Here is a 19,196-nt window from a genome sequence, read left to right on the forward strand (position 1 = left end):
AAGTTGAGGGAAGTCCCCGCCATGAGAACGCAATGGGACTGGCGAAAACCAGCGTTCACGCCCTAAGCCAATTCCCTAAACCGCCAGGAATTGTTGAATCGTTTCATTGCTGAGTTCGCTCGTGTTGCCAGAGGCCACCATTGAACCCTTTTGCATGGCGTAGTAGTGATTCGCCTTGCGCACAAAGTGCAAGTGCTGTTCCACCAACAACACCGCAATCCCGGTCGATCGAATAATATGTTGCACCGCTTCTTCAATCTGCAACACGATCGAGGGTTGAATCCCTTCCGTGGGTTCATCCAACACCAAAAGCTTCGGTTTGCCCATCAAAGCCCGCCCGATCGCCAGTTGCTGTTGTTGACCACCGGACAGGTCGCCCCCCATCCGATTCAGCATGGTTTTCAACACCGGGAAGAGGTCAAAAATTTCTTCGGGAATCGTCAAATCCTTCGCATTGGCTCCGGCGCGATCGGTTCCTCGGCAAGCTTCCAAACCCAACAGTAGGTTTTCTCGCACCGTCAGCCGGGGAATGATATCGCGACCTTGGGGCACATAGCCAATGCCCAACTTAGCCCGGCGATCGGGAGACAAATGGGCGATCGGGGAATCGGCCAGGGCGATCGCCCCGCTACGAGGTGGCAACAGGCCGACAATAGTTTTCAGGAGCGTCGTTTTTCCGACCCCATTTCGACCAATTAAGCAAGTCATTTCCCCTTCGCGAACAGTCATATCCACATCGCGCAGAATATGACTTTCGCCGTAATAAACATTTAAGCCCGAAACCTTCAACATCCCTAGTCCTCCATCTCAATTACTTGGGTCTTTTCTAGGGGCAATTTCCAAATCCCTAGTCCTCGTCTTCTTTGCCCAAATAGACTTCGATCACCCGTTCATCGCTTTGCACTTCATCCATCGTGCCTTCAAACAGCAATGATCCCTCATGCAAAACCGTCACGGTGCGGGCAATTTGCCGGACAAATTCCATATCATGCTCAATCACAATGATGGAATGCACTTCCGCCAAAGAAATCAACAATTCCCCCAGTTGGTAAGTTTCTTCATCGGTTAAGCCGGCCGCCGGTTCATCCACCAATAACAAATCCGGCGATTGAGCCACCAACATGCCAATTTCTAGTCGTTGCTTTTCTCCATGGGAGAGCAGGGCCGCCGGTAGTTGGGCTTTGCTTGTGAGTCCCAGAGTTTCCAATAGCTGGGCCACGGACTGTCGTTCCGATCGCAGGGGTTTCCGAAACAAACTATGGAGCACGCCTTTTTGGGGATTGCCCGACAGTTCCAAATTTTGGGCCACGGTCAGGTTTTGATAAACCCGAGGCGTTTGGAATTTGCGACCAATGCCTAAGCGCGCAATTTCGTATTCACTACGCCCTTTCAGGCTGCGGCCCTTGAACAACACATCCCCTTGGGTGGGTTTCACTTTGCCCGTGATCGTGTCCAAAAACGTGGTTTTCCCTGCACCATTGGGGCCAATCACCACCCGCAATTCACCGGGGGCCATGCTGAAGGTTAGGTTATTCAGGGCCTTGAATCCATCAAAGTTGACGGTCAGGTTTTGAATGGCGAGGATGGGCTGAGCCGCCGCCGTCGGCAGATCCAAAGAATGGGTCATGATTTATCCTGCAATTCTTCGCGCTCAAATTGAACTTCGGGATCGGTTTCCAAGCTGGGATAGGTGGCAACCGGCTGGGGCGATCGACCGATCAGTCGATTGATTAAATCCATACCGGAGGTCTTGAGCCAACCAACAATGCCGTCGGGCAACACCATCACCACCAGCAGGAACAAGCCCCCTTGGAAAAAGAGCCAAATCGCCGAGAATTGTTCGCTCAAAAGGCTCTTGGCAAAGTTCACCAACACCGCGCCCACAATTGCGCCCAGGAGCGTGGCACGCCCGCCAACGGCCACCCAAATCACCATCTCGATCGAGAAGGGAATATCCATGGTTTTGGGCGACACAATTCCCGATTGCAGGGTAAATAATGCCCCGGCCAAGCCCGCTAGGGCCGCTGAAACCGCAAACACCACCACCTTAAAACCCGTGGGGTTATAGCCCGAAAAACGAACCCGAGGTTCATCATCCCGAATGGCGATCAGGAGTCGCCCAAAGCGGCCAGAAATGAGCCAGCGACAAACCAAATAGGCAACCACTAATCCACCAAGCGTGATGAAATAGATGATTTTTTGGGTTCCTGGGGATGAAATATCAAAGCCCAAAAATTGCCCAAAATTGGTTAGCCCATTAGTACCGTTAATTAACTTTTGCTGGCCATTGAAAAAGTTGAAGAAAACAATGGTCGCCGCTTGGGTCAGGATAGAGAAATACACACCTCGAATCCGGTTCCGAAACACCAGGTAACCGAGAATACTGGCGGCAACCATGGGCACAGCAACCATGCCCACCAAGGTCACCGGAAAGTTATAAAACGGTTGCCAAAACCAAGGCAGTTCTGTCACCCCATACAAAGACATGAATTCCGGCAATTTCACCGTGGCATCGGGCGGAATTTGCACCAGCTTCAGGTGCATAGCCAAGGCATAGCCACCCAGGGTAAAAAACACCCCATGACCCAAACTGAGCAGACCCGTGTAGCCCCAGATTAAATCAATACCTAGGGCCACGATCGCCAGGGATAGATAGCGCCCCAGAAGATTCAAGCGAAAATCCGACAGCAACAGTGGGATCAGAAGCGCCACAATGAGGAGAACAATGGCTGCCCAATCCTCCGAACTGAGGGGAATTGATCGCTGTTTTCGGGTTGAAGGTAAAGATCCCATACTCACATCCCGCAATGAGGATTGTCGTTAGCAATTGCTGCAATTCTCGAATTGGAATTTGAGAATCGAAACTGAAGCATCGAAACTGGAAAGATGTGCAATTTAGAGCGATCGGAACGATAGAACAAGGCTTCCAGATCACGGTTTAGGACTCAACCGTCCGTCCCTTTTGGGGAAAAAGACCGCCCGGACGCACTTGCAAAAAGACGATGATGGCGGCAAAAACCATCACCTTGGCCATGCTGGCGGTGGCAAAGAAGTTAAAGAACTCCGCCAGGGGCGGAACCGTTGCAAACACGGCGGCCAAAGTACCGGAACCAATCAGGAAACTCGCAGTCCCAATGGCCAATGCGGCGACGATCGAGCCAACCAGTTTGCCAACGCCGCCCACCACTACCACCATGAAGGTATCAACGATGTAGTTTTGGCCAGTGTTGGGGCCCACGGAACCCAACAGGGCGATCGCGCTGCCCGCAATTCCTGCCAGTCCGGAACCCAGTGCAAAGGTCAAAGAATCCACGGTGTTGGTGGCAATGCCCAAGCAGGCGCTCATGCTGCGATTTTGGGTGACGGCACGGATGCGCAGGCCCCAGAGCGATCGATTCAGGAACCAATACAGACCAAAGAGGCACAGAATCGTCAGGGCAATGATGAACAAGCGGGTGGACGGGAGTTGCGAATCCCCGATCGGAATTCCACCCCGCAGCCAGCGGGGAGCCGTCACATCCACGTTTTGGGCCCCGAACCAGGGCTTGGTGACCGTTAACTTGAATTGTTGAGCTAACAGGCTGCCCACAGCGATCGAAATCCCCGCCGACACCGGCAACAAAATGCTCAGGGCCTGAGTTTTGATCGCCACCCAATTGGCCCGTTTCCCCAACAACCCCCAAGCCCCAAAAAAGAGGGCGCAAAACAGCACCAGCCCGATCGCCATCACCCAATTAATGCTGCGGACAAATTGCTGCAACATCAGGCTCACCCCCCAGGTGGCCAACAGGGTTTCCAGGGGGCGACCGTAGAGAAATCGCACCACCCCTCGCTCCAAAATCACCCCCGCGATCGCTGTGACAATGAAAGCAGCAATCAGCGCTGGGAAAATATAAATTTCAAACGCCCCCTCACCGAAGGATTTGAACAGATTCTGAACCAAAAACGTTGTGTAGGCTCCGAGCATCATCAGCTCGCCGTGGGCCATATTAATCACACCCATTAGCCCAAACACAATCGCCAGGCCTAATGCTGCAATCAGCAACACGGAGCCAATGCTAATTCCGCTAAAAATGGCATCAAGCATCTCAAGAACTGGGTTGAGTGTGCGGGTGAAATAAACCTCGTTACCATGGCCCTTCAACAACAAAGGGGCAGTGACGACTTGGCCGACTGCCCCTTGGCTGCTGTAGAACCGATGCCTATGCAGTGGCTATTGCCCGCCAAGCATCATCAGGGTTACAAAGATCAAATGGCTTAGATCTTGTACTTGCCGCCCTTCTTCGGATCCGACCAGTCGCAAGCGAAGCCCTTGGTTTCAGCCACAAATTGGTTCCAGGGCACCGGCTCGATCGCCTTATCCGTTGAAAACACGACCTTGAATTGACCGCTCTTTTCGATTTCGCCAATCCGCACCACCTTCGACAGGTGATGGTTCGCATTCATGGTCACCATTCCTTCTGGGGCATCGAAGGTTTGGCCATAGGCAGCCGCCCGCACTTTCTCCAGATCATCGGCGGTCTTCGCCTTTTCAACGGCTTGCTTCCACAGATAAACGGCAATGTAGGCCGCTTCCATGGGGTCATTCGTCACGCGATCGGGGCCATATTTCGCCTTGAACGCATCCACGAATTTCTTGTTCGCCGGAGAATCCACCGACATGAAGTAGTTCCAAGCGGCGTAGTGACCTTCCAGGTATTCCACCCCGATCGCCTTCACTTCTTCTTCCGCAATACTCACGGACATCGAAGGATATTTATCAGGGCCCAAACCAGCCCCTTGCAACTGCTTGAAGAAAGCAACGTTACTGTCGCCGTTCAAGGAGTTGAAGATTACGCCACCGTTCGGCAGAGCGCTGCGAATCTTGGTGATGATGGGCGTAACTTCCGTGCCGCCCAGGGGAATGTAGTCTTCACCAACGATTTTGCCGCCCAGCTTCTCCACTTGGGCTTTGATGATCGTGTTGGCCGTTCTCGGGAAAACGTAGTCAGAACCGACCAGGAAGAATTCTTTACCTTTGTTTTTGAACAGCCACTCAACGGCCGGTTCAATCTGTTGGTTCGGCGCAGCGCCCGTGTAGAAGATGTTTTGGGAACATTCCTGCCCCTCATACTGCACGGGATACCAAAGCATGTGCTTCTTCTCCTCGAAGACCGGCAGCACTGCTTTGCGGCTGGCAGAGGTCCAGCAACCAAAAATGGTGACCACCTTGTCTTGGTCGATCAGCTTTTTCGCCTTTTCTGCGAAGGTGGGCCAGTCAGAGGCTCCATCTTCCACAACCGGCTCGATTTGCTTGCCCAGGACACCGCCGGCCTTGTTGATCTCCTCGATCGCCAGCAGTTCAGCATCGATCACGCTCTTTTCGCTGATCGCCATCGTGCCGCTCTGGGAATGCAGAACACCGACTTTGATCGTGTCACCACTAGCAGCGGGAGATCCGGCGGGACTAGCCCCGGGGCTAGGGCTACCCGGCGATGGAGCGCTTTCCGGGGCTTGGCCACAGGCCTTGAGTAAAACACTGGCACTCAGGGCAGCGGAGCCGTAAAACAGAAATTTACGGCGATTAAATTGACCGGACATTGTATTGTTTTACACTCCTCAGCTTTGCGTAAAAATCAGTTACAAACCCCGCTTATTGCCTGGATAAAGGACTCAAAAAAGCCCTGGCTTGTCCCGATTTTAGCGTCATCCTAGGGCGCTGAAATATAGGTCGTTGTATCTGAGGATACAGAAAAAAATTTTCCCGTTTTTCTGAAAGTCCTGATGGGGACGAGTTTCAACGGTGGCCACCATTACAGATTCTGATTGTCGCTATTCGATAACTTGGGTGTTGTGCTGTTTTGAAAAAAAAGTTATAACCGATACTTAACCAAATCCTTACTGATTATTTACTATCAGGATTAGCTTGTTCGCCGTTGTTTGCAAGGGTGATGAGCTGAACGAGGATTTTCTAAAGTTTTGGTGTGAGGATAGATCGTGTTGAAAAGTCGCTATGGAATCCTGATGGCCGCCTTGGCTATTTCGGGTGGGGCAATGTTGGGCACGGCCGATCGCGCGGCTGCTGAAAGTCCGGTTGGGGTGAACGCCTCCACGGAAGCGACGCTGCTCGGGTCGATCGACTCGGAAATGGCGCTGGATCAAGTAACTTCCGTCTCGCAACTGTCTGATGTGCAGCCCACCGATTGGGCCTTCCAGGCATTGCAGTCCCTGGTGGAGCGCTACGGCTGTATTGCGGGCTATCCCGATGGCACCTTCAAGGGCAACCGCCCCCTCAGCCGCTACGAGTTCGCCGCTGGTTTGAATGCTTGCCTCGATCGGATCAATGACCTGATCAAGGCCGCCACCGACCCGCTGGCCACCAAGGAAGATTTGCGGAAGCTGCAAAAGCTGCAAGAAGAATTTGCCGCTGAGTTGGCAGCCCTGCGCGGCCGGGTTGATTCCCTGGAAGCACGCACTTCGGAACTGGAAGCCAACCAGTTTTCAACCACCACCAAGCTGTCCGGTCAGGTGATCTTCGGAATGCAGGGTGGCACGCTCACGGGCGACGACAGCGACGACAGCGGCGCAGAAAACGTTACCTTCAGCCAACGGACGCGGTTGCTGTTGGTCACAAGCTTCACCGGCAAGGACAAGCTGTTCACCCGTTTGGAATCCAACAGCGTTCGCAGCCCGCTGAACGATGTGACGGGGCTAACCAACCTCAGCTACGGCAACGGTTCCGATACGAACTTCCGCCTGACCTTCTTGGCCTATGAGTTCCCCCTGAGCGATCGCGCCACGGCGATCGTGGGTCAAGATTTGATCCTGGAAGATGCCCACCCGGTGCATAACCCGATCTACGGCAACGGGAACGGCGCAATCACTAGCTTTGCCGACCTGAACCCGATCTTCCGTCAGCCCAGCTACGGCGGTGCGGGGATTCGTTGGAAACCCAGCGACAACTTCACGGTGGCCGCGCTCTACTCGGCCGGCAACTCCGCCAGCCCCGATGAAGGTCGCGGTTTGTTTGACGGCAGCTACAGCGCCAGCGTCAGCTTGAACTACTCCAGCTCGGACGATCGCTTCTCGGCCGGTCTGCTTTACGCCCACTCCTACTACTCTCGGGTCGATCGCCCCTTCAACGTCCTGGGCGGCTCGGGCACGAAGAACACCTTCAACCTGTTTAACGGCGACTCCTTCGACAGCGACAACATTGGCTTCCAAACCCAATACCGCTTCTCGGAGCACTTCGGGATGCATGGCTTCTTTGGCTACACCTGGGCCGACAGCCTGAACAACGATGATGCAAATGCTGACATTCTGACCTGGGGTGTGGGCTTCACCTTCCCCGACCTGGGCAAGGAAGGCAGCATGGGCGCACTGACGGTGGGTCAACCGCCGACGGTGGTGAATGCCGACGGCGTTGAAGAAGACGACAACACGCCGATTCTGGTGGAAGCCATGTACAAGTTCGCGCTCAATGACAACATCTACCTGACTCCGGGTGTGGTGGCTGTGTTTGATGCCAACGACAACGGTGATACGGCTGTGATGGGTGTACTGCGCACCGAGTTCAAGTTCTAGAACTGGCCGGAATCGTTGCTGCCACTGCCAGCTCTGCCGATGGCGTGATCAGGCGTGGTTGCAATCCGAACAGGCTGGGAAGTTCAAGGCAATCGGTCTATATGGATGGGTTGCCTTGATGCCAAGTCTCAACTGCAAGCGTTTTCTCAATCCGATACCAAATTGAGCACCCCGCGATATGAACGCTGGGGTGCTTTTTGTTGTCCTGAGTGCTGCAAAAAATTAGGGCTGCGAGGGAGCCTGTAGCTTCACCAACTCCTCTTGGATCCGTTGGCGCAGGGCAGGATCGATCGCGTGGGTTTGAGTCATTTGATTAAACTGGGCGATCGAGAGGCCCGTTCCCTCAATAATGCCCTTGGTTTGGTTGCAGAAGGAAACGGCAATTTCCCGCGCCTCCCGCGACAGCGATTTCACCGTATCGCCCTGAGAGCAAATCACCACCGGCAAGGGCCGATCGCCCATCACGGTTTTCAGTTGGCTCGCCGCAGCCTGACGCACCGGCTCGATCGCCAACACCGCATCGGCATATTGGGCGATCGCCGCAGCGCCCGACGGCTGAGTTTGGGCCTGCGCTTGCCAAGCCCCGAACATCCCCAAGCCCAACACCCCCAAAGACAGCCAGCCCCAGGACTGCAACGCTGGCTTTCGGGGCGATCGGCCCTCTTTTGGGGTCACCGTGACTTTTCCATCAATGCGCTGTTCCTGTGCCATGACCCCATCTACGCTTTCCGAGCATCAACCGCCATTGTAGGGGCGAGTTGAATTGCCCCGTCAATCCAGAGCACTGTCTAATCTAACTAATCCAAAGACTGCTGACCGGTTGGCGATTGGCGATCGTTTTCCATGGCTCGGTAGCCATCGGGGAGCAGCGTTGTATGGTCATAAAATGCTTGGGAAAGATCCGGATCCTTCGCCCGAAACAGATTAGCCCGCTGGAGTTTAGCCCCTTCCAAGTGCGCTGACTTCAGGTTGGCACTGGTCAAATCGGCCCCTCGCAAATCCGCCTCCCGCAGATCTGCACTATATAGATCTGCCCCACAGAGGTTGGCATGACGCAAATCGGCCGATCGCAGATTGGCATAGCGAAAGTTGCTGCGCACACATTGGGACTCCTGCAAATTCGCACCCGCCAAGTTGGCCTGGTAGAGCTGGGCGTTCCCCAGTTCCATCCGTTGTCCTTGAACTTGTGTCAGTTGCGCTTGGCTCAAGTTGGCATAGGGCAGATAGGCCATGACCAAACAACTCTGTTGCAGGTCAATGTCTGGTAATGAGGCTGCGAACAGATCCACTCCCTGAAGATCACTTTTTTGAAAATTGCGTTGACCTTGCTGATATGCAGCTTGAAGCTCTGCTACGGTCAGTTTTTGCATACCATCGACGACGATACAACAGGCTCCCGGGCGACGGCGGGAGCGACGGTGACAGGTCAGTTTCGGCTCAATTTCTGCCCAAAGTGGTGGCGGGAGCTTATTCTACTGCCGGGGTAAACCCTTGGGGTGATGACTGACTGGGCAAATTTTGGGCTGCATTCCTAAACCATCGACGAAAGCTTAATTAACTAATATTGGCTGAATATTGGCTGACTGTAGGTCTCAGGAAGAAGTCAGAATTTTTCTAAAATTCAATCGTTTTCTATCAGAATTTTTCGGATATTTTTGCAGACCTAAGATTTTTTTTAGATTCAATTTCTGGGGTTACTGTCTTTCCAGTCCGTGATTAGGTATCAATTTTGTCAGTTTGTGAATTTGCTTCTTCAGCAATCCCAGCGGCGATCGGGAGGTTGCATCAGAAAATAACCGAGAGAATCACAAACCAGGAAAACATATTTAAAATTGCCAAAAAATAATTAAATTCATAGACATCACGATCCCCTGATCGCTTTGAAGACCCCTAGGCTTTCTGAGAGATCCCAACTCCGGCAGTGGTGTAAATTGCGAGCTGGAGCCACCGGCCAAATTCACGCCCCCAGGAGCAGGAGCGTCTGCATAGGCTCGCGATGGAAGCGGGATCAGCAGCCGATTCAGAATTGGATGGAGGGCAAATTTATTAATCAATAATAATTATCAGTTGATTTAAAAAAATCATCATTAAGCCATTTTCAAAAGTTCTCCCAGGTTGCCACGTCGTTGATTCGGAATGGGGCGATGTAACCCACGGCGCTGATGTTTGATCTTGCTCCCGGGGTGGGACGATCGGGGGTGTGATTAGGGGATGATGTTTACCGCGAGTGGATTGATTTGTCCCCGTTGTTGTTGGATATTGATTGCGCGATCGTTCCTCGTTCAATTGGAAGCCATGCCCGAGGTAGAGTTGTCTATCGCTCAGTACTATCACGAGCGCACTAAGTATGATCCTGAAACGATCGAGCGTCAATCTCGACCGCTGAATTGGGACGATCGCCCGGAACTATACAAGGATTATCGATTTGGCACAGTGCTGGATCTCAAGCCCAGCGCGATCGATGTTTTAGACAGCCCGATCGCGACCTGGTGGCGGCGACTGTCCAAATTGCTCTATTGCGCCTATGGGATCACGGCTCGGTTGCCGCAAATGGGCGTGGCGCTCCGTTCGGCTCCTTCGGCGGGGGGGCTGTACCCAGCGGAGGTTTATCTGTTGTCGCCGGGCAATGGCCCCTTGGCGGCGGGGCTGTATCACTACCAAGTGAAAACCCATGGTTTGGTTCAGGTGTGGGATAGCGCCCTTTGGCCCGATCTGCAAGCGGCCTGCTTTCAGCACCCTGCGTTAACCGACGCTTCCTTGGCCTTGGTGACCACGGCGGTTTTTCAGCGCTCGGCCTGGCGTTATGGCGATCGCGCCTATCGCCGCATTTGTCTGGATACGGGGCATTTGTTGGCCAATGCCACGCTGGCCTGTTCCCTGGTGGACTATCAAGCCACGCTGATCGGTGGGTTTGACGATGAACAACTGGAGCGGCTGCTGTTTCTGGAACCAGAACAGGAGGGTGTGACGGCGGTGGTGGCCCTCACCGAAGGAACGGGGCCCGATCGCCCCCACCTACCAGCCCCCAGCGCCCTGCCTTCGCGGGCCGATCGCGCCTATCCCGACTTACCCGATGGTCAACTGCTGCGCTATCTGCACCAGGCCACGCGGATCACCTCCCAATCCGCCGCGATCGATCCCAGCTTGCTCACCCAGGACAACCGCTTGGTCGCCGCCGACAAGTACAATCTGCCCTTTGGTCTCAAAGTCCCGATCGCCGCACCGCCAATCCATTGGGGTCAGCAACTTCAGGAGTTGGAGCGCACGATCTTGCACCGCCGCTCAACCCGGGCCTACAGCGGTGATAGCCTCAGCCTCAGTGACCTATCCAGCATCCTGACCTTTGCTTACCAACCCCGCAACTACACCGAGCAGGGTCTCGATCCGAACCCAGACTACTTCGACCCCTACTTGATCAACAGTTTTGTGGCCGTGTCCGATGTGGAAGGTCTCGAAGCCGGTTGCTACTACTACGCGCCCCAGGCCAACGAGTTGCGGCAAATTCGCTTCAAGAATTTCCGAGAAGAGTTGCACTTCCTCTGCTTGGGCCAGGAACTGGGGCGAGATGCGGCGGCGGTGGTGTTCCAAACGGCAGACCTAGACGCGGCGATCGAGCGCTATGGCGATCGCGCCTATCGCTACTTACATCTAGACAGCGGCCACCTGGGCCAGCGGCTGAATTTGGCGGCCATCCGCCTCGGTTTAGGGGCCAGCGGCATCGCCGGATTCTTTGACAACCAGGTGAACGAGGTGTTGGGTATTCCCCCGGCCGAAGCGGTTTTGTATATCACCACCCTCGGTCGGATCCGTCGTCGCTAGCGGGCGATCGCCCCTAAGTTTCCACCAATCGCATCACCGGTTCCTGATAGAGGGGAACCGTGAAGGTCACCGTGGAACCCAACCCTTCACCCAGGCTGTAGAAGTTCATATCCCCCCCCATCGCTTCCACCAATCGCCGGGAAATCACTAGACCCAACCCCGTGCCCCCATAGCGTCGGGTGCGGGCCCCATCCACCTGGCTGAAGGATTGGAACAGCCGGTCTTGTTTATCCAACGAGACCCCAATGCCCGTATCCGCCACCCGAATTCGCACCAACCCCGGTAGCTCACGATTTTGCACCACCACCGGTTGCCAAATCAGATCGGCACTGACGGTGATGCCGCCTTCGTGGGTGAATTTGATGGCATTGCCAATCAGATTCAGCAACACCTGAAGCAACCGTTGATCGTCCCCATACATCAACACATCGTCATGGGTATCCGGGAGCTGCAAGTCATAGCGCAAGCCCTTTTGCTGCATTTGGGCTAGGGTGAAATCCGAAGCATGGCGACAGAGTTCCCGCAGGTTCACCGGCACCAGATGCAATTCCAGGCGATCGGCCTCAATGCGGGCAATATCCAAAATGTCGTTCAGGATATTCAGCAGGTGAACGGCGCTGTTGTAAGCCTCCTGCAAAAAGTCCTGCTGCTCTTCGGGATCGTCCACCATCCCATCCAAAATCAGCTTCAGAAAGCCAATCACCCCGTTCAGGGGCGTGCGAATTTCGTGGGACGTGTTGGCCAAGAATTCACTCTTGAGCCGCGAGACTTCTTCCGCCTGTTCGCGGGCTTCCTCTAATTCCTGCTGTTTTTGAATCAGGTGAATGTTTTTCTCTTGCAGCTCGTGGGTCAGGGCTTGGCTTTCCGCAAAGAGGGTGGCATGGGCGATCGCCGTGCCCACTTGGTCGGCCAACTCTCGCATCAGTTCCGCTTCGGCCGTCGTCCAGTGACGGGTGCGATCGTACTGATAGAGCGCAATCAACCCATTCACCTTGCCCTGGTGACGAGCCGCCACAATAATTGCCGACTGATTCCCAAAGGGATCCTGATTCAGCCGATCCATCACCACGGGTTCCAGGCTAATCAGCGCCTCCCCCATGGGTGTGTCATGGGCCACGGAAAGATCAGCGCCCAGCATCGGATGGGGGCTAGGGCTGCGGGTATGTTCCGCCACAACTCGCACCACCCCCTCCTGGGGGCCCGGGTAGGCACAAACAACGGCCCGACAAACACTGAGGGCTTGGACGAGGCCACAGACCGTTTGTTGCCAAATGGTGTCGAGATCAAGCGTTTTGCGAATGTTGCGCGCAATCTTGGTCAAGAGAATTTGATAGAGAGCCGAACTGAGGGGCAGGGTGCGCCGAATGCTGGTGGCAATTTTGCTCAGGAGCTTTTGATGAGCATCCAGGGCAGAAGGGAGATTTGCCGGAGTCATTGGCTCGTGCGATCGCGTTGAAATCGATCGCCCCATGACCAACACCCGATCGGCCCGCCCATCGTCCCCCAGCATCGGACTGAGCACTAAATCAAAAGTACGCGACTGATTCGCCCAGGCCAGGCGACAAGTTAAACGTTCTGGAGCACCCTGCAAGATGACCCGATTCAAAATCTCAAAATACTCAGGCAAACTGATTGGCCCAAAGAGGGGTTCTTCGGGCGGAGCCGCGCAAATCAGTTGGGGATCGAGGCCCAGAGCGGCGGCTTCTCGCCAGTGGAAAGCCCGATAATGACCGTCGTTGTCTTGGATATAGGCCAACTCAGCGCCCAAGTGTTGCAACGCGAGGGGTTCATCAATGGTCATGCCCGATCGCCCTGGCGAGGGGGGGGCGGTCGGTGGCTTGGGGTTCGCGGTTGCCTCCGACAGGCTAGATTCAGGCGCACCAGATCCGGGCGCAACCACTCCTGGCGACCCAGAATCAGATGGCACAGAACCAGACACGACGGCTCCCGGCGCGATCGATCCCGAGGCGATCGATTCTGGGGGAACACTAACTGAAGATGAACCCACACCAAGAGACCCAAGCGGCGCTGGATATGTCGTCAGATCCCGATGATCACCAGGGCGATGCGGGAAGACAGTCGGATCCATTGCGGAGTTGTCCGGGGAGGTCAACGTAGATGGCGAAAAATCCGAAGACGAAGGGGATCCAGACATTACGCGCTCGCTTACAGGGCCATAACCGCTCAATAACCTCAGTGGTAACATCTCTGAGCTTCAATCCTGAGGCCCAGTTCACCACAATTTCCGCGATTCAACACAACTGGCAACGCCATCCAAGGCCGCTCGGCTAATCGTTCCATTCCCCACGGGGCGGCACAACGGGATTGCGCGGCAACAACCGCGAGAGATCATCCTCGCGGGCCGGGCCACCCCGCAACCATTGGCGCACGGCGGCTTCGATAATTTTGCTCGGGTCGTCGGTCAGGTGATTGACTCGATCGAGCAAGTCCGGATCGAGACGAATCGAAAGCTCAACTTTTTCGCGTTCCGGGCGGGGGCTGGCGGCGCGATCGCCCATGGTGGAGGGTTCCATGTGTTTGGGGGGGTTAGATAAGGCTAACGGTCAGACTCGGCATGGAGGGGGAATTGCCAGCAGCATAGCGGATTGATTACCCGCCGTCCTAGCATTTTTGAGCGCTGGATTTTCTCAGCGCTAGATTTTCCGGCTTGGTGGCAGATGCACCTGTGCCTTTGCCCCATTGCCCACGGTTCATCGATGATCCGGATTAAGAATCCTCCCAGAAGGGATCGCCATCCATGCAGATAGCTCAATGAGTTTTATCTTTATTTTACCCGGTTGAGATTTGACCGGGGCGGATGTAGTTTGGCTAGGTTATTGGCACAATTGCGAGAATTGCTTGAGTGGGGCGTGACTCTTGAAGCAATCCGATGCGAGTGGTCTCGAAATTTGGGTCTCGAAATTTTTCCTGGCTCAAATCTCCGTCCCATGACTGCTTAAATTGCTGCCCAAATTGCTGCTCGAAAATCGTTGCAAACCGTTACGAAGTAAGAGAGTCGCCCTTGCTCGCACGGGTGGTAAGCTGTCAAGGCACTCGATTTAACAAACCGGTTTTTGTAAGAAGGAAGCGGCGACGATGACCAGCGCAAACGATACGCCTTACTTGTTGCGAGCGCTGCGGGGCGAAGAACTGCCTCGCCCGCCCGTGTGGATGATGCGCCAAGCAGGGCGTTACATGAAGGTTTATCGGGATTTGCGCGAAAAATATCCGTCCTTCCGCGATCGCTCGGAAATTGCTGACTTAGCGATCGAAATTTCCCTGCAACCCTTCCGCGCCTTCCAACCCGATGGCGTGATCATGTTTTCGGACATTCTCACACCCCTGACCGGGATCGGCATCCCCTTCGACATCATCGAAAGCCGCGGCCCCGTGATTGAGTCGCCGATTCGGACGATGGAGCAAGTTCAGGCCCTGACTCGCCTGGATCCCGATGCGGCCATGCCCTACATCCGCACCATCTTGACCACCCTTCGCCAGGAAGTGGGCAACAAAGCGGCCGTATTGGGATTTGTGGGCGCGCCCTGGACATTGGCGGCCTACGCGATCGAGGGCAAAAGCTCCAAGGAATACGCCGTGATTAAGCGGATGGCCTTCTCGGAGCCAGCCGTGCTGCACGCTTTCCTCGAAAAGCTGTCGGACATGGTGGCAGATTACATGTGTCACCAAATCGAATGCGGCGCGCAAATGGTGCAAATGTTCGACTCCTGGGCGGGTCAACTGTCGCCCCAGGATTACGACACCTTTGCCCTGCCCTACCAACAACGGGCCTTTAAGAAGGTGCGCGATCGCTACCCTGATGTGCCCCTGGTGCTCTACATCAGCGGCAGCGCTGGCATCCTGGAGCGGATGGGCCAATCGGGCGCGAATGTGGTCAGTGTGGATTGGACGGTGGATATGGCCGATGCGCGTCGCCGCCTGGGCCCGGACATCATGGTGCAAGGGAACATTGATCCCGGTGTGCTGTTTGGCTCCAAGGCATTCATCCGCGATCGCATCATCGACACGATCAACAAGGCCGGCCGCAAGGGCCACGTCCTGAACCTGGGTCACGGCATCCTGTCCACCACGCCGGAAGAAAACGCCGCCTTCTTCTTTGAAACGGCGAAGAATGCTGACAAGTTGCTGGTGGGCGCACGGTAAGACTTCGGCACAGCCATTCATTCGGCATAGCTATAACGAGGGCGATCGGGAATCGATCACCCTCGTTTTTTCACGATCAGAACGAGCGGGAGCCAACAAGACCCATTGATTGATCACGCAAACTGCGGCTTTGCAAACCTCCTCGGAGCCAAAAAATTTGGTTCTCTGAGCACAATTGGGATATCAGTTGGGATGAAAATTGACAGAAATTCTCTATAGGAATCTGGATTCATAAACGAATCCCAGGGCTGCTTTGGGTAATTTTTCAATTATTTTGAAGCTGAAAATTCCGATCACAATCCTCTAAAAAATATTCAACAAGCTGACTGATGTTGTCCTGAAATCTAGATTGTTTTAATCCAATCCTTTTGGAAAGACTTGATAGAATTAGGGCATGTATCGTCGGTGGCGAGTAACTCCCATGATGAATCTTGGCGAACTTCGTCTGAGATCGCGCATTATCGGTTTGGCTCAAGAACCTGCGGCTAAGGTGGCCTTGGCCGGTGTGGCAACGGTGGTGGTTGCCCCGATTATTTTGCCTCTGTTGAAACCAGCGCTCAAGGCAGGGTTGAAAACTGGGGTTGTGTTGTTTGAAAAGACAAAAGCCGCGATCGCGGAAACCGGCGAAATGATCGCGGATATTGCGGCGGAGGCCCGTGCTGAAGCCCTCGCGGAGGCCCGGGTGCCGTTGGGTTTAACGGCCAGCGCGCCCGGATCGGAAGTGCCCCCGGCGTTGAATGCAACTTCGCCGGAAGAAGAACACCGGCTGGTCTAATGGGAAGGGTGAGCGATCGGGCTGGATGCGCCAGCCGATCCACTCACTGCCCAATTCCGTCCCGATGTCATCAGAGAATGAGCACTTTCAATGAGCGCTCAGAAATACAACACCCGGAAATAAGCTCCTTGGTGTTCCTGCCGAGTCCGATCGAGCGGTTAACGCTCTCCTAAGCGGCGTTGTTGGTTTGTGCTGTGCCCTGAACTGAATCCTGCTGAGAAGCCCCAATTGCCATTGCGCGGTTGGGGCGTTGGTTTTGGGCCGCGGGAGCCAGGCGCAAGGTGGGAGCGGGGGCCGTTTGTTGGGCTTGGGTAATCCAATCGCTCAGGGAGATCGGGCGTTGGCGCTGGTGCAAGGATTGCAGGAGCGATCGCACCACCACGGGCCCCACCAGCACGGCTCCCAAGCCCACCAGCGAGAGCAAATCCTGCTGACAGCCATCCTCAATCATTTCCTTGATGTGAAAGGTGACAACGGATTTATCCAGATGAATCCAAGCCATGGGTCTGAAGGGGGTGAGGGGTTTGCAAATCGAGGCAGTGAAAACGGGGTGAACGGCGGGGTGAACAGGGGCGAGCGGTGGGCAGCCAGGGAAGGCTAGCGATCGCGGGGCCGCTCAAAAAAGTGGTGCTGAATCAGGGGGCGCAAACTGTTGAGGCCGGCGGCGATCGCGGAGCCGTTGTGGATGGCGGTGGCGATCGGGGGGCTGAGGCCGCGGGTGGTGGCCAGGCCCAAAGCAATCAAGTTTGGCAACACCACCAAAGCGGTATTTTGTTCAATCAATCCTTGGGTTTGGCGGGCGATGGTTAACACCTCCAGCAGATCCAGCAAATGGTTATTCATCAACACCACATCGGCGGTTTCGCGGGCAATTTCCGATCCCTGCTCAAAGGAAATGGACACATCCGCATAGGCCAGGGCCACGGAGTCGTTGAGGCCATCGCCCACAAAGGCCACGGTGCGCCCCGATCGCCGCAGGTCGCGAATGATCGTGGCTTTGCGATCGGGAAAGGCTTCCGCATAGACCCGATCGGTGGGAATTTCCAGGGCCCGCGCCACCTGGGCCGCGCGGGCGGGCGTGTCGCCGGTCAACAGCCGCACATCCAGCCCCAATTCCGTTTGCAGGGTTTGCACCAGGGCGGCGCTTTCGGGTCGCAGGGGGTCGGTGTAGCGCAGTTCCCCCATGAACCGGCCATCCACGGCCACATAGATTGAAGGCTGGGCGATCGAGGGTTGGCTGCTGGCCTGTTGATCCAGGGTGGTCAGCCATTCGCCCAGCCCCGTCACACCCTGTTGGATCAAAAACCGCGCACTGCCCACCAGCACATCGCTGGCCGCCACTTGGGCCCGCACCCCCAAGCCCACTTCATAGTTCCATTCGCCCCGATCGCTCAGGGTCAGGCCCCGATCGGCCGCTGCCCGCACGATCGCCTCGGCCACCGGATGGGTGAGCCGCTGCTCCGCCGAAGCGGCCAATTGCAGGAGCTGATCGGGGGTGATGTCCGGTTGGGCCGGCAACACCTGCTCTAAAACGATGTCGCCCTGGGTCAGGGTGCCCGTTTTGTCGAACACCACCGTATCGATCGCCGCCAACTGTTCCAGGGTTCGCCCACTGCGCACCAACACGCCGTGACGGGTGGTGTGGTTCAAGGCTCCCAGGAACGCCGTGGGAATCGATAGCCGAATGCCGGTCACAAAGTCCAGGGTCAGAATCGCCGCCGCCCGGGCCGGATCGCGGGTGGCAATCAGCACCACCAGGGCCAAAATCAAGGCCGGGCCGATCGCCCGGTCGGCCAGCCGTTCGGCATAGTTGGCCATCCGGGTGTCATAGACCGGGGCCTGTTCCAACAGGGCCAAGCTGGCGGCGGCGCGAGTTTGGTTGCCCACCCGTTCCGCACGCAGGTAAATTTGCCCCGATCGCACCAAGGTTGAAGCATGAACCCAACGGCCCGCACTGGCGGCCACCGGCAAGGGTTCCCCGGTCAGGCTTTTTTCATCGATCGTGGCTTCCCCAGACAGCACCGGCCCATCGGCGGGAATTTGCTCACCGGGATAAACCACCACCAAATCGCCCACCTGGAGCTGGTCACTGGGAATTCGTTGGGGCGGCCCGTCGTTCATTTTTACCCAAGCAAACCGCCCGATCGCGTCGGACAGGTTAGCCGTTCGCAGAGCCGTGGCCCGAGCGGTGCGATCGCGAATCGCATCCCCCAAGGCGTGCAGGGTCAACACCATGGACGGAACCACCAAGGATCCGCCGCTGCTGCTGAGGCCGATCGCCAACAGATCCATGCAGTCAATATTCAAGCGGCGATCGACCGTCACGCTTTGCCAGGCCCGCTGGGCCACGGGCCAAACGGCCCGCAACAGGGCCACCGTCGCCAACACCCGCAACGGCAACAGGGGCCGCCACCGGGCCAAGCCCGCCAAGGCCAAGGCCGTTAGGGTTTGGGGCAAGGAGGCTTCTTCCTCGTCCTCATCCTCGTCCTCCGCCGTTTCCGCCGGGGCCCCGACCGTGGCAGGAGCTGGCAGGTCTGGGGCCGGTTGCAACAGCAGGGCCCGATCGGGCCAAGCCAGGGCCAACCAGTCATCCAAGCGCAATCGCAGGCCGGCCATCGGTAATTGGCGATCGTGATACACAATCGTCACCGAAGCGGCCGCCCGCACCACCCGCACCGCCGCCACGTCCGATCGCGCCGCTAGGGCCGCTTCTAACCGTTCCACCGCCAAGGCCGAAGACCGCGCCGGCCACCAACGCACCCGCACCCGGCCTGGCTGCCAATGGATCAATTCCCAATGGGTCCAGGCCGCCGGTCGTTCCCAGCGCCAGGTGCGATCGTCCGCCACGGTCTGCCCCATGTTTGCCATTGCCATGCCC

The 19,196-nt window shown here is 56.0% G+C and carries 15 protein-coding genes; 4 read left to right on the forward strand and 11 right to left on the reverse strand.

Annotated features, from left to right (window positions below; translation table 11 throughout):
* Positions 1-75: 75 nt before the first annotated feature.
* From urtE to urtA, 5 genes are all read right to left on the reverse strand, one after another.
* The gene (gene urtE, locus AC2IAX_RS08060) at positions 76-792 is read right to left on the reverse strand and encodes an urea ABC transporter ATP-binding subunit UrtE (protein ID WP_494390091.1); all 717 of its coding nucleotides are present in this window, start codon (positions 790-792) and stop codon (positions 76-78) included.
* Between the two features lie 55 nt (positions 793-847).
* On the reverse strand, positions 848-1,627 hold the full coding sequence (urtD, locus tag AC2IAX_RS08065) for an urea ABC transporter ATP-binding protein UrtD (RefSeq protein ID WP_099532335.1): 780 nt from the start codon (positions 1,625-1,627) through the stop codon (positions 848-850).
* On the reverse strand, positions 1,624-2,793 hold the full coding sequence (urtC, locus tag AC2IAX_RS08070; protein WP_494390092.1) for an urea ABC transporter permease subunit UrtC: 1,170 nt from the start codon (positions 2,791-2,793) through the stop codon (positions 1,624-1,626). Before urtC ends, urtD begins: the two co-directional genes overlap by 4 nt.
* A 145-nt stretch (positions 2,794-2,938) precedes the next feature.
* Positions 2,939-4,087: an ABC transporter permease subunit gene (locus AC2IAX_RS08075; protein ID WP_494390093.1), complete on the reverse strand. Its 1,149-nt coding sequence runs from the start codon at positions 4,085-4,087 to the stop codon at positions 2,939-2,941.
* 170 nt (positions 4,088-4,257) lie between these two features.
* A complete protein-coding gene (urtA, locus tag AC2IAX_RS08080; protein ID WP_494390094.1) occupies positions 4,258-5,580 on the reverse strand; it encodes an urea ABC transporter substrate-binding protein in 1,323 nt (440 codons plus the stop codon).
* Between the two features lie 396 nt (positions 5,581-5,976).
* On the opposite strand from urtA, the gene AC2IAX_RS08085 reads away from it, so the two are divergent.
* Positions 5,977-7,563, forward strand: a complete 1,587-nt coding sequence (locus tag AC2IAX_RS08085) for an iron uptake porin (RefSeq protein ID WP_494390095.1) — start codon at positions 5,977-5,979, stop codon at positions 7,561-7,563.
* A 222-nt stretch (positions 7,564-7,785) separates the two neighbouring features.
* Here the strand turns inward: AC2IAX_RS08085 and AC2IAX_RS08090 are convergent, their stop codons facing one another.
* Positions 7,786-8,274: a DUF4168 domain-containing protein gene (locus AC2IAX_RS08090; RefSeq protein ID WP_494390096.1), complete on the reverse strand. Its 489-nt coding sequence runs from the start codon at positions 8,272-8,274 to the stop codon at positions 7,786-7,788.
* A gap of 86 nt (positions 8,275-8,360) precedes the next feature.
* A complete protein-coding gene (locus AC2IAX_RS08095) occupies positions 8,361-8,795 on the reverse strand; it encodes a pentapeptide repeat-containing protein (protein ID WP_494390097.1) in 435 nt (144 codons plus the stop codon).
* A gap of 1,063 nt (positions 8,796-9,858) precedes the next feature.
* On the opposite strand from AC2IAX_RS08095, the gene AC2IAX_RS08100 reads away from it, so the two are divergent.
* Positions 9,859-11,382 carry a SagB/ThcOx family dehydrogenase gene (locus AC2IAX_RS08100; RefSeq protein WP_494390098.1) on the forward strand — a complete coding sequence of 508 codons (1,524 nt, stop codon included), beginning with the start codon at positions 9,859-9,861 and terminating at the stop codon, positions 11,380-11,382.
* Between the two features lie 13 nt (positions 11,383-11,395).
* On the opposite strand, the gene AC2IAX_RS08105 is transcribed toward AC2IAX_RS08100, so the two are convergent.
* Positions 11,396-13,183 carry a GAF domain-containing sensor histidine kinase gene (locus AC2IAX_RS08105; protein WP_494390324.1) on the reverse strand — a complete coding sequence of 596 codons (1,788 nt, stop codon included), beginning with the start codon at positions 13,181-13,183 and terminating at the stop codon, positions 11,396-11,398.
* A gap of 487 nt (positions 13,184-13,670) precedes the next feature.
* Entirely contained in the window at positions 13,671-13,901 is a 231-nt protein-coding gene (locus tag AC2IAX_RS08110) for a hypothetical protein (RefSeq protein WP_099532358.1), read from the reverse strand.
* Positions 13,902-14,478: 577 nt separating this feature from the next.
* Here AC2IAX_RS08110 and hemE point away from each other — a divergent pair.
* Together hemE and AC2IAX_RS08120 are read left to right on the forward strand one after the other, a co-directional pair.
* Positions 14,479-15,543, forward strand: a complete 1,065-nt coding sequence (gene hemE / locus AC2IAX_RS08115; protein WP_494390099.1) for a uroporphyrinogen decarboxylase — start codon at positions 14,479-14,481, stop codon at positions 15,541-15,543.
* A 466-nt stretch (positions 15,544-16,009) separates the two neighbouring features.
* A complete protein-coding gene (locus tag AC2IAX_RS08120) occupies positions 16,010-16,318 on the forward strand; it encodes a DUF5132 domain-containing protein (protein WP_494390100.1) in 309 nt (102 codons plus the stop codon).
* A 169-nt stretch (positions 16,319-16,487) separates the two neighbouring features.
* Here the strand turns inward: AC2IAX_RS08120 and AC2IAX_RS08125 are convergent, their stop codons facing one another.
* Complete coding sequence (locus AC2IAX_RS08125; protein ID WP_494390101.1) at positions 16,488-16,820, reverse strand: hypothetical protein; 333 nt, start codon at positions 16,818-16,820, stop codon at positions 16,488-16,490.
* A 95-nt stretch (positions 16,821-16,915) separates the two neighbouring features.
* Positions 16,916-19,192 carry a heavy metal translocating P-type ATPase gene (locus AC2IAX_RS08130; protein WP_494390102.1) on the reverse strand — a complete coding sequence of 759 codons (2,277 nt, stop codon included), beginning with the start codon at positions 19,190-19,192 and terminating at the stop codon, positions 16,916-16,918.
* Between the last annotated feature and the right edge of the window lie 4 nt (positions 19,193-19,196).

Source organism: Limnothrix sp. HT2024 (genome assembly GCF_059138625.1).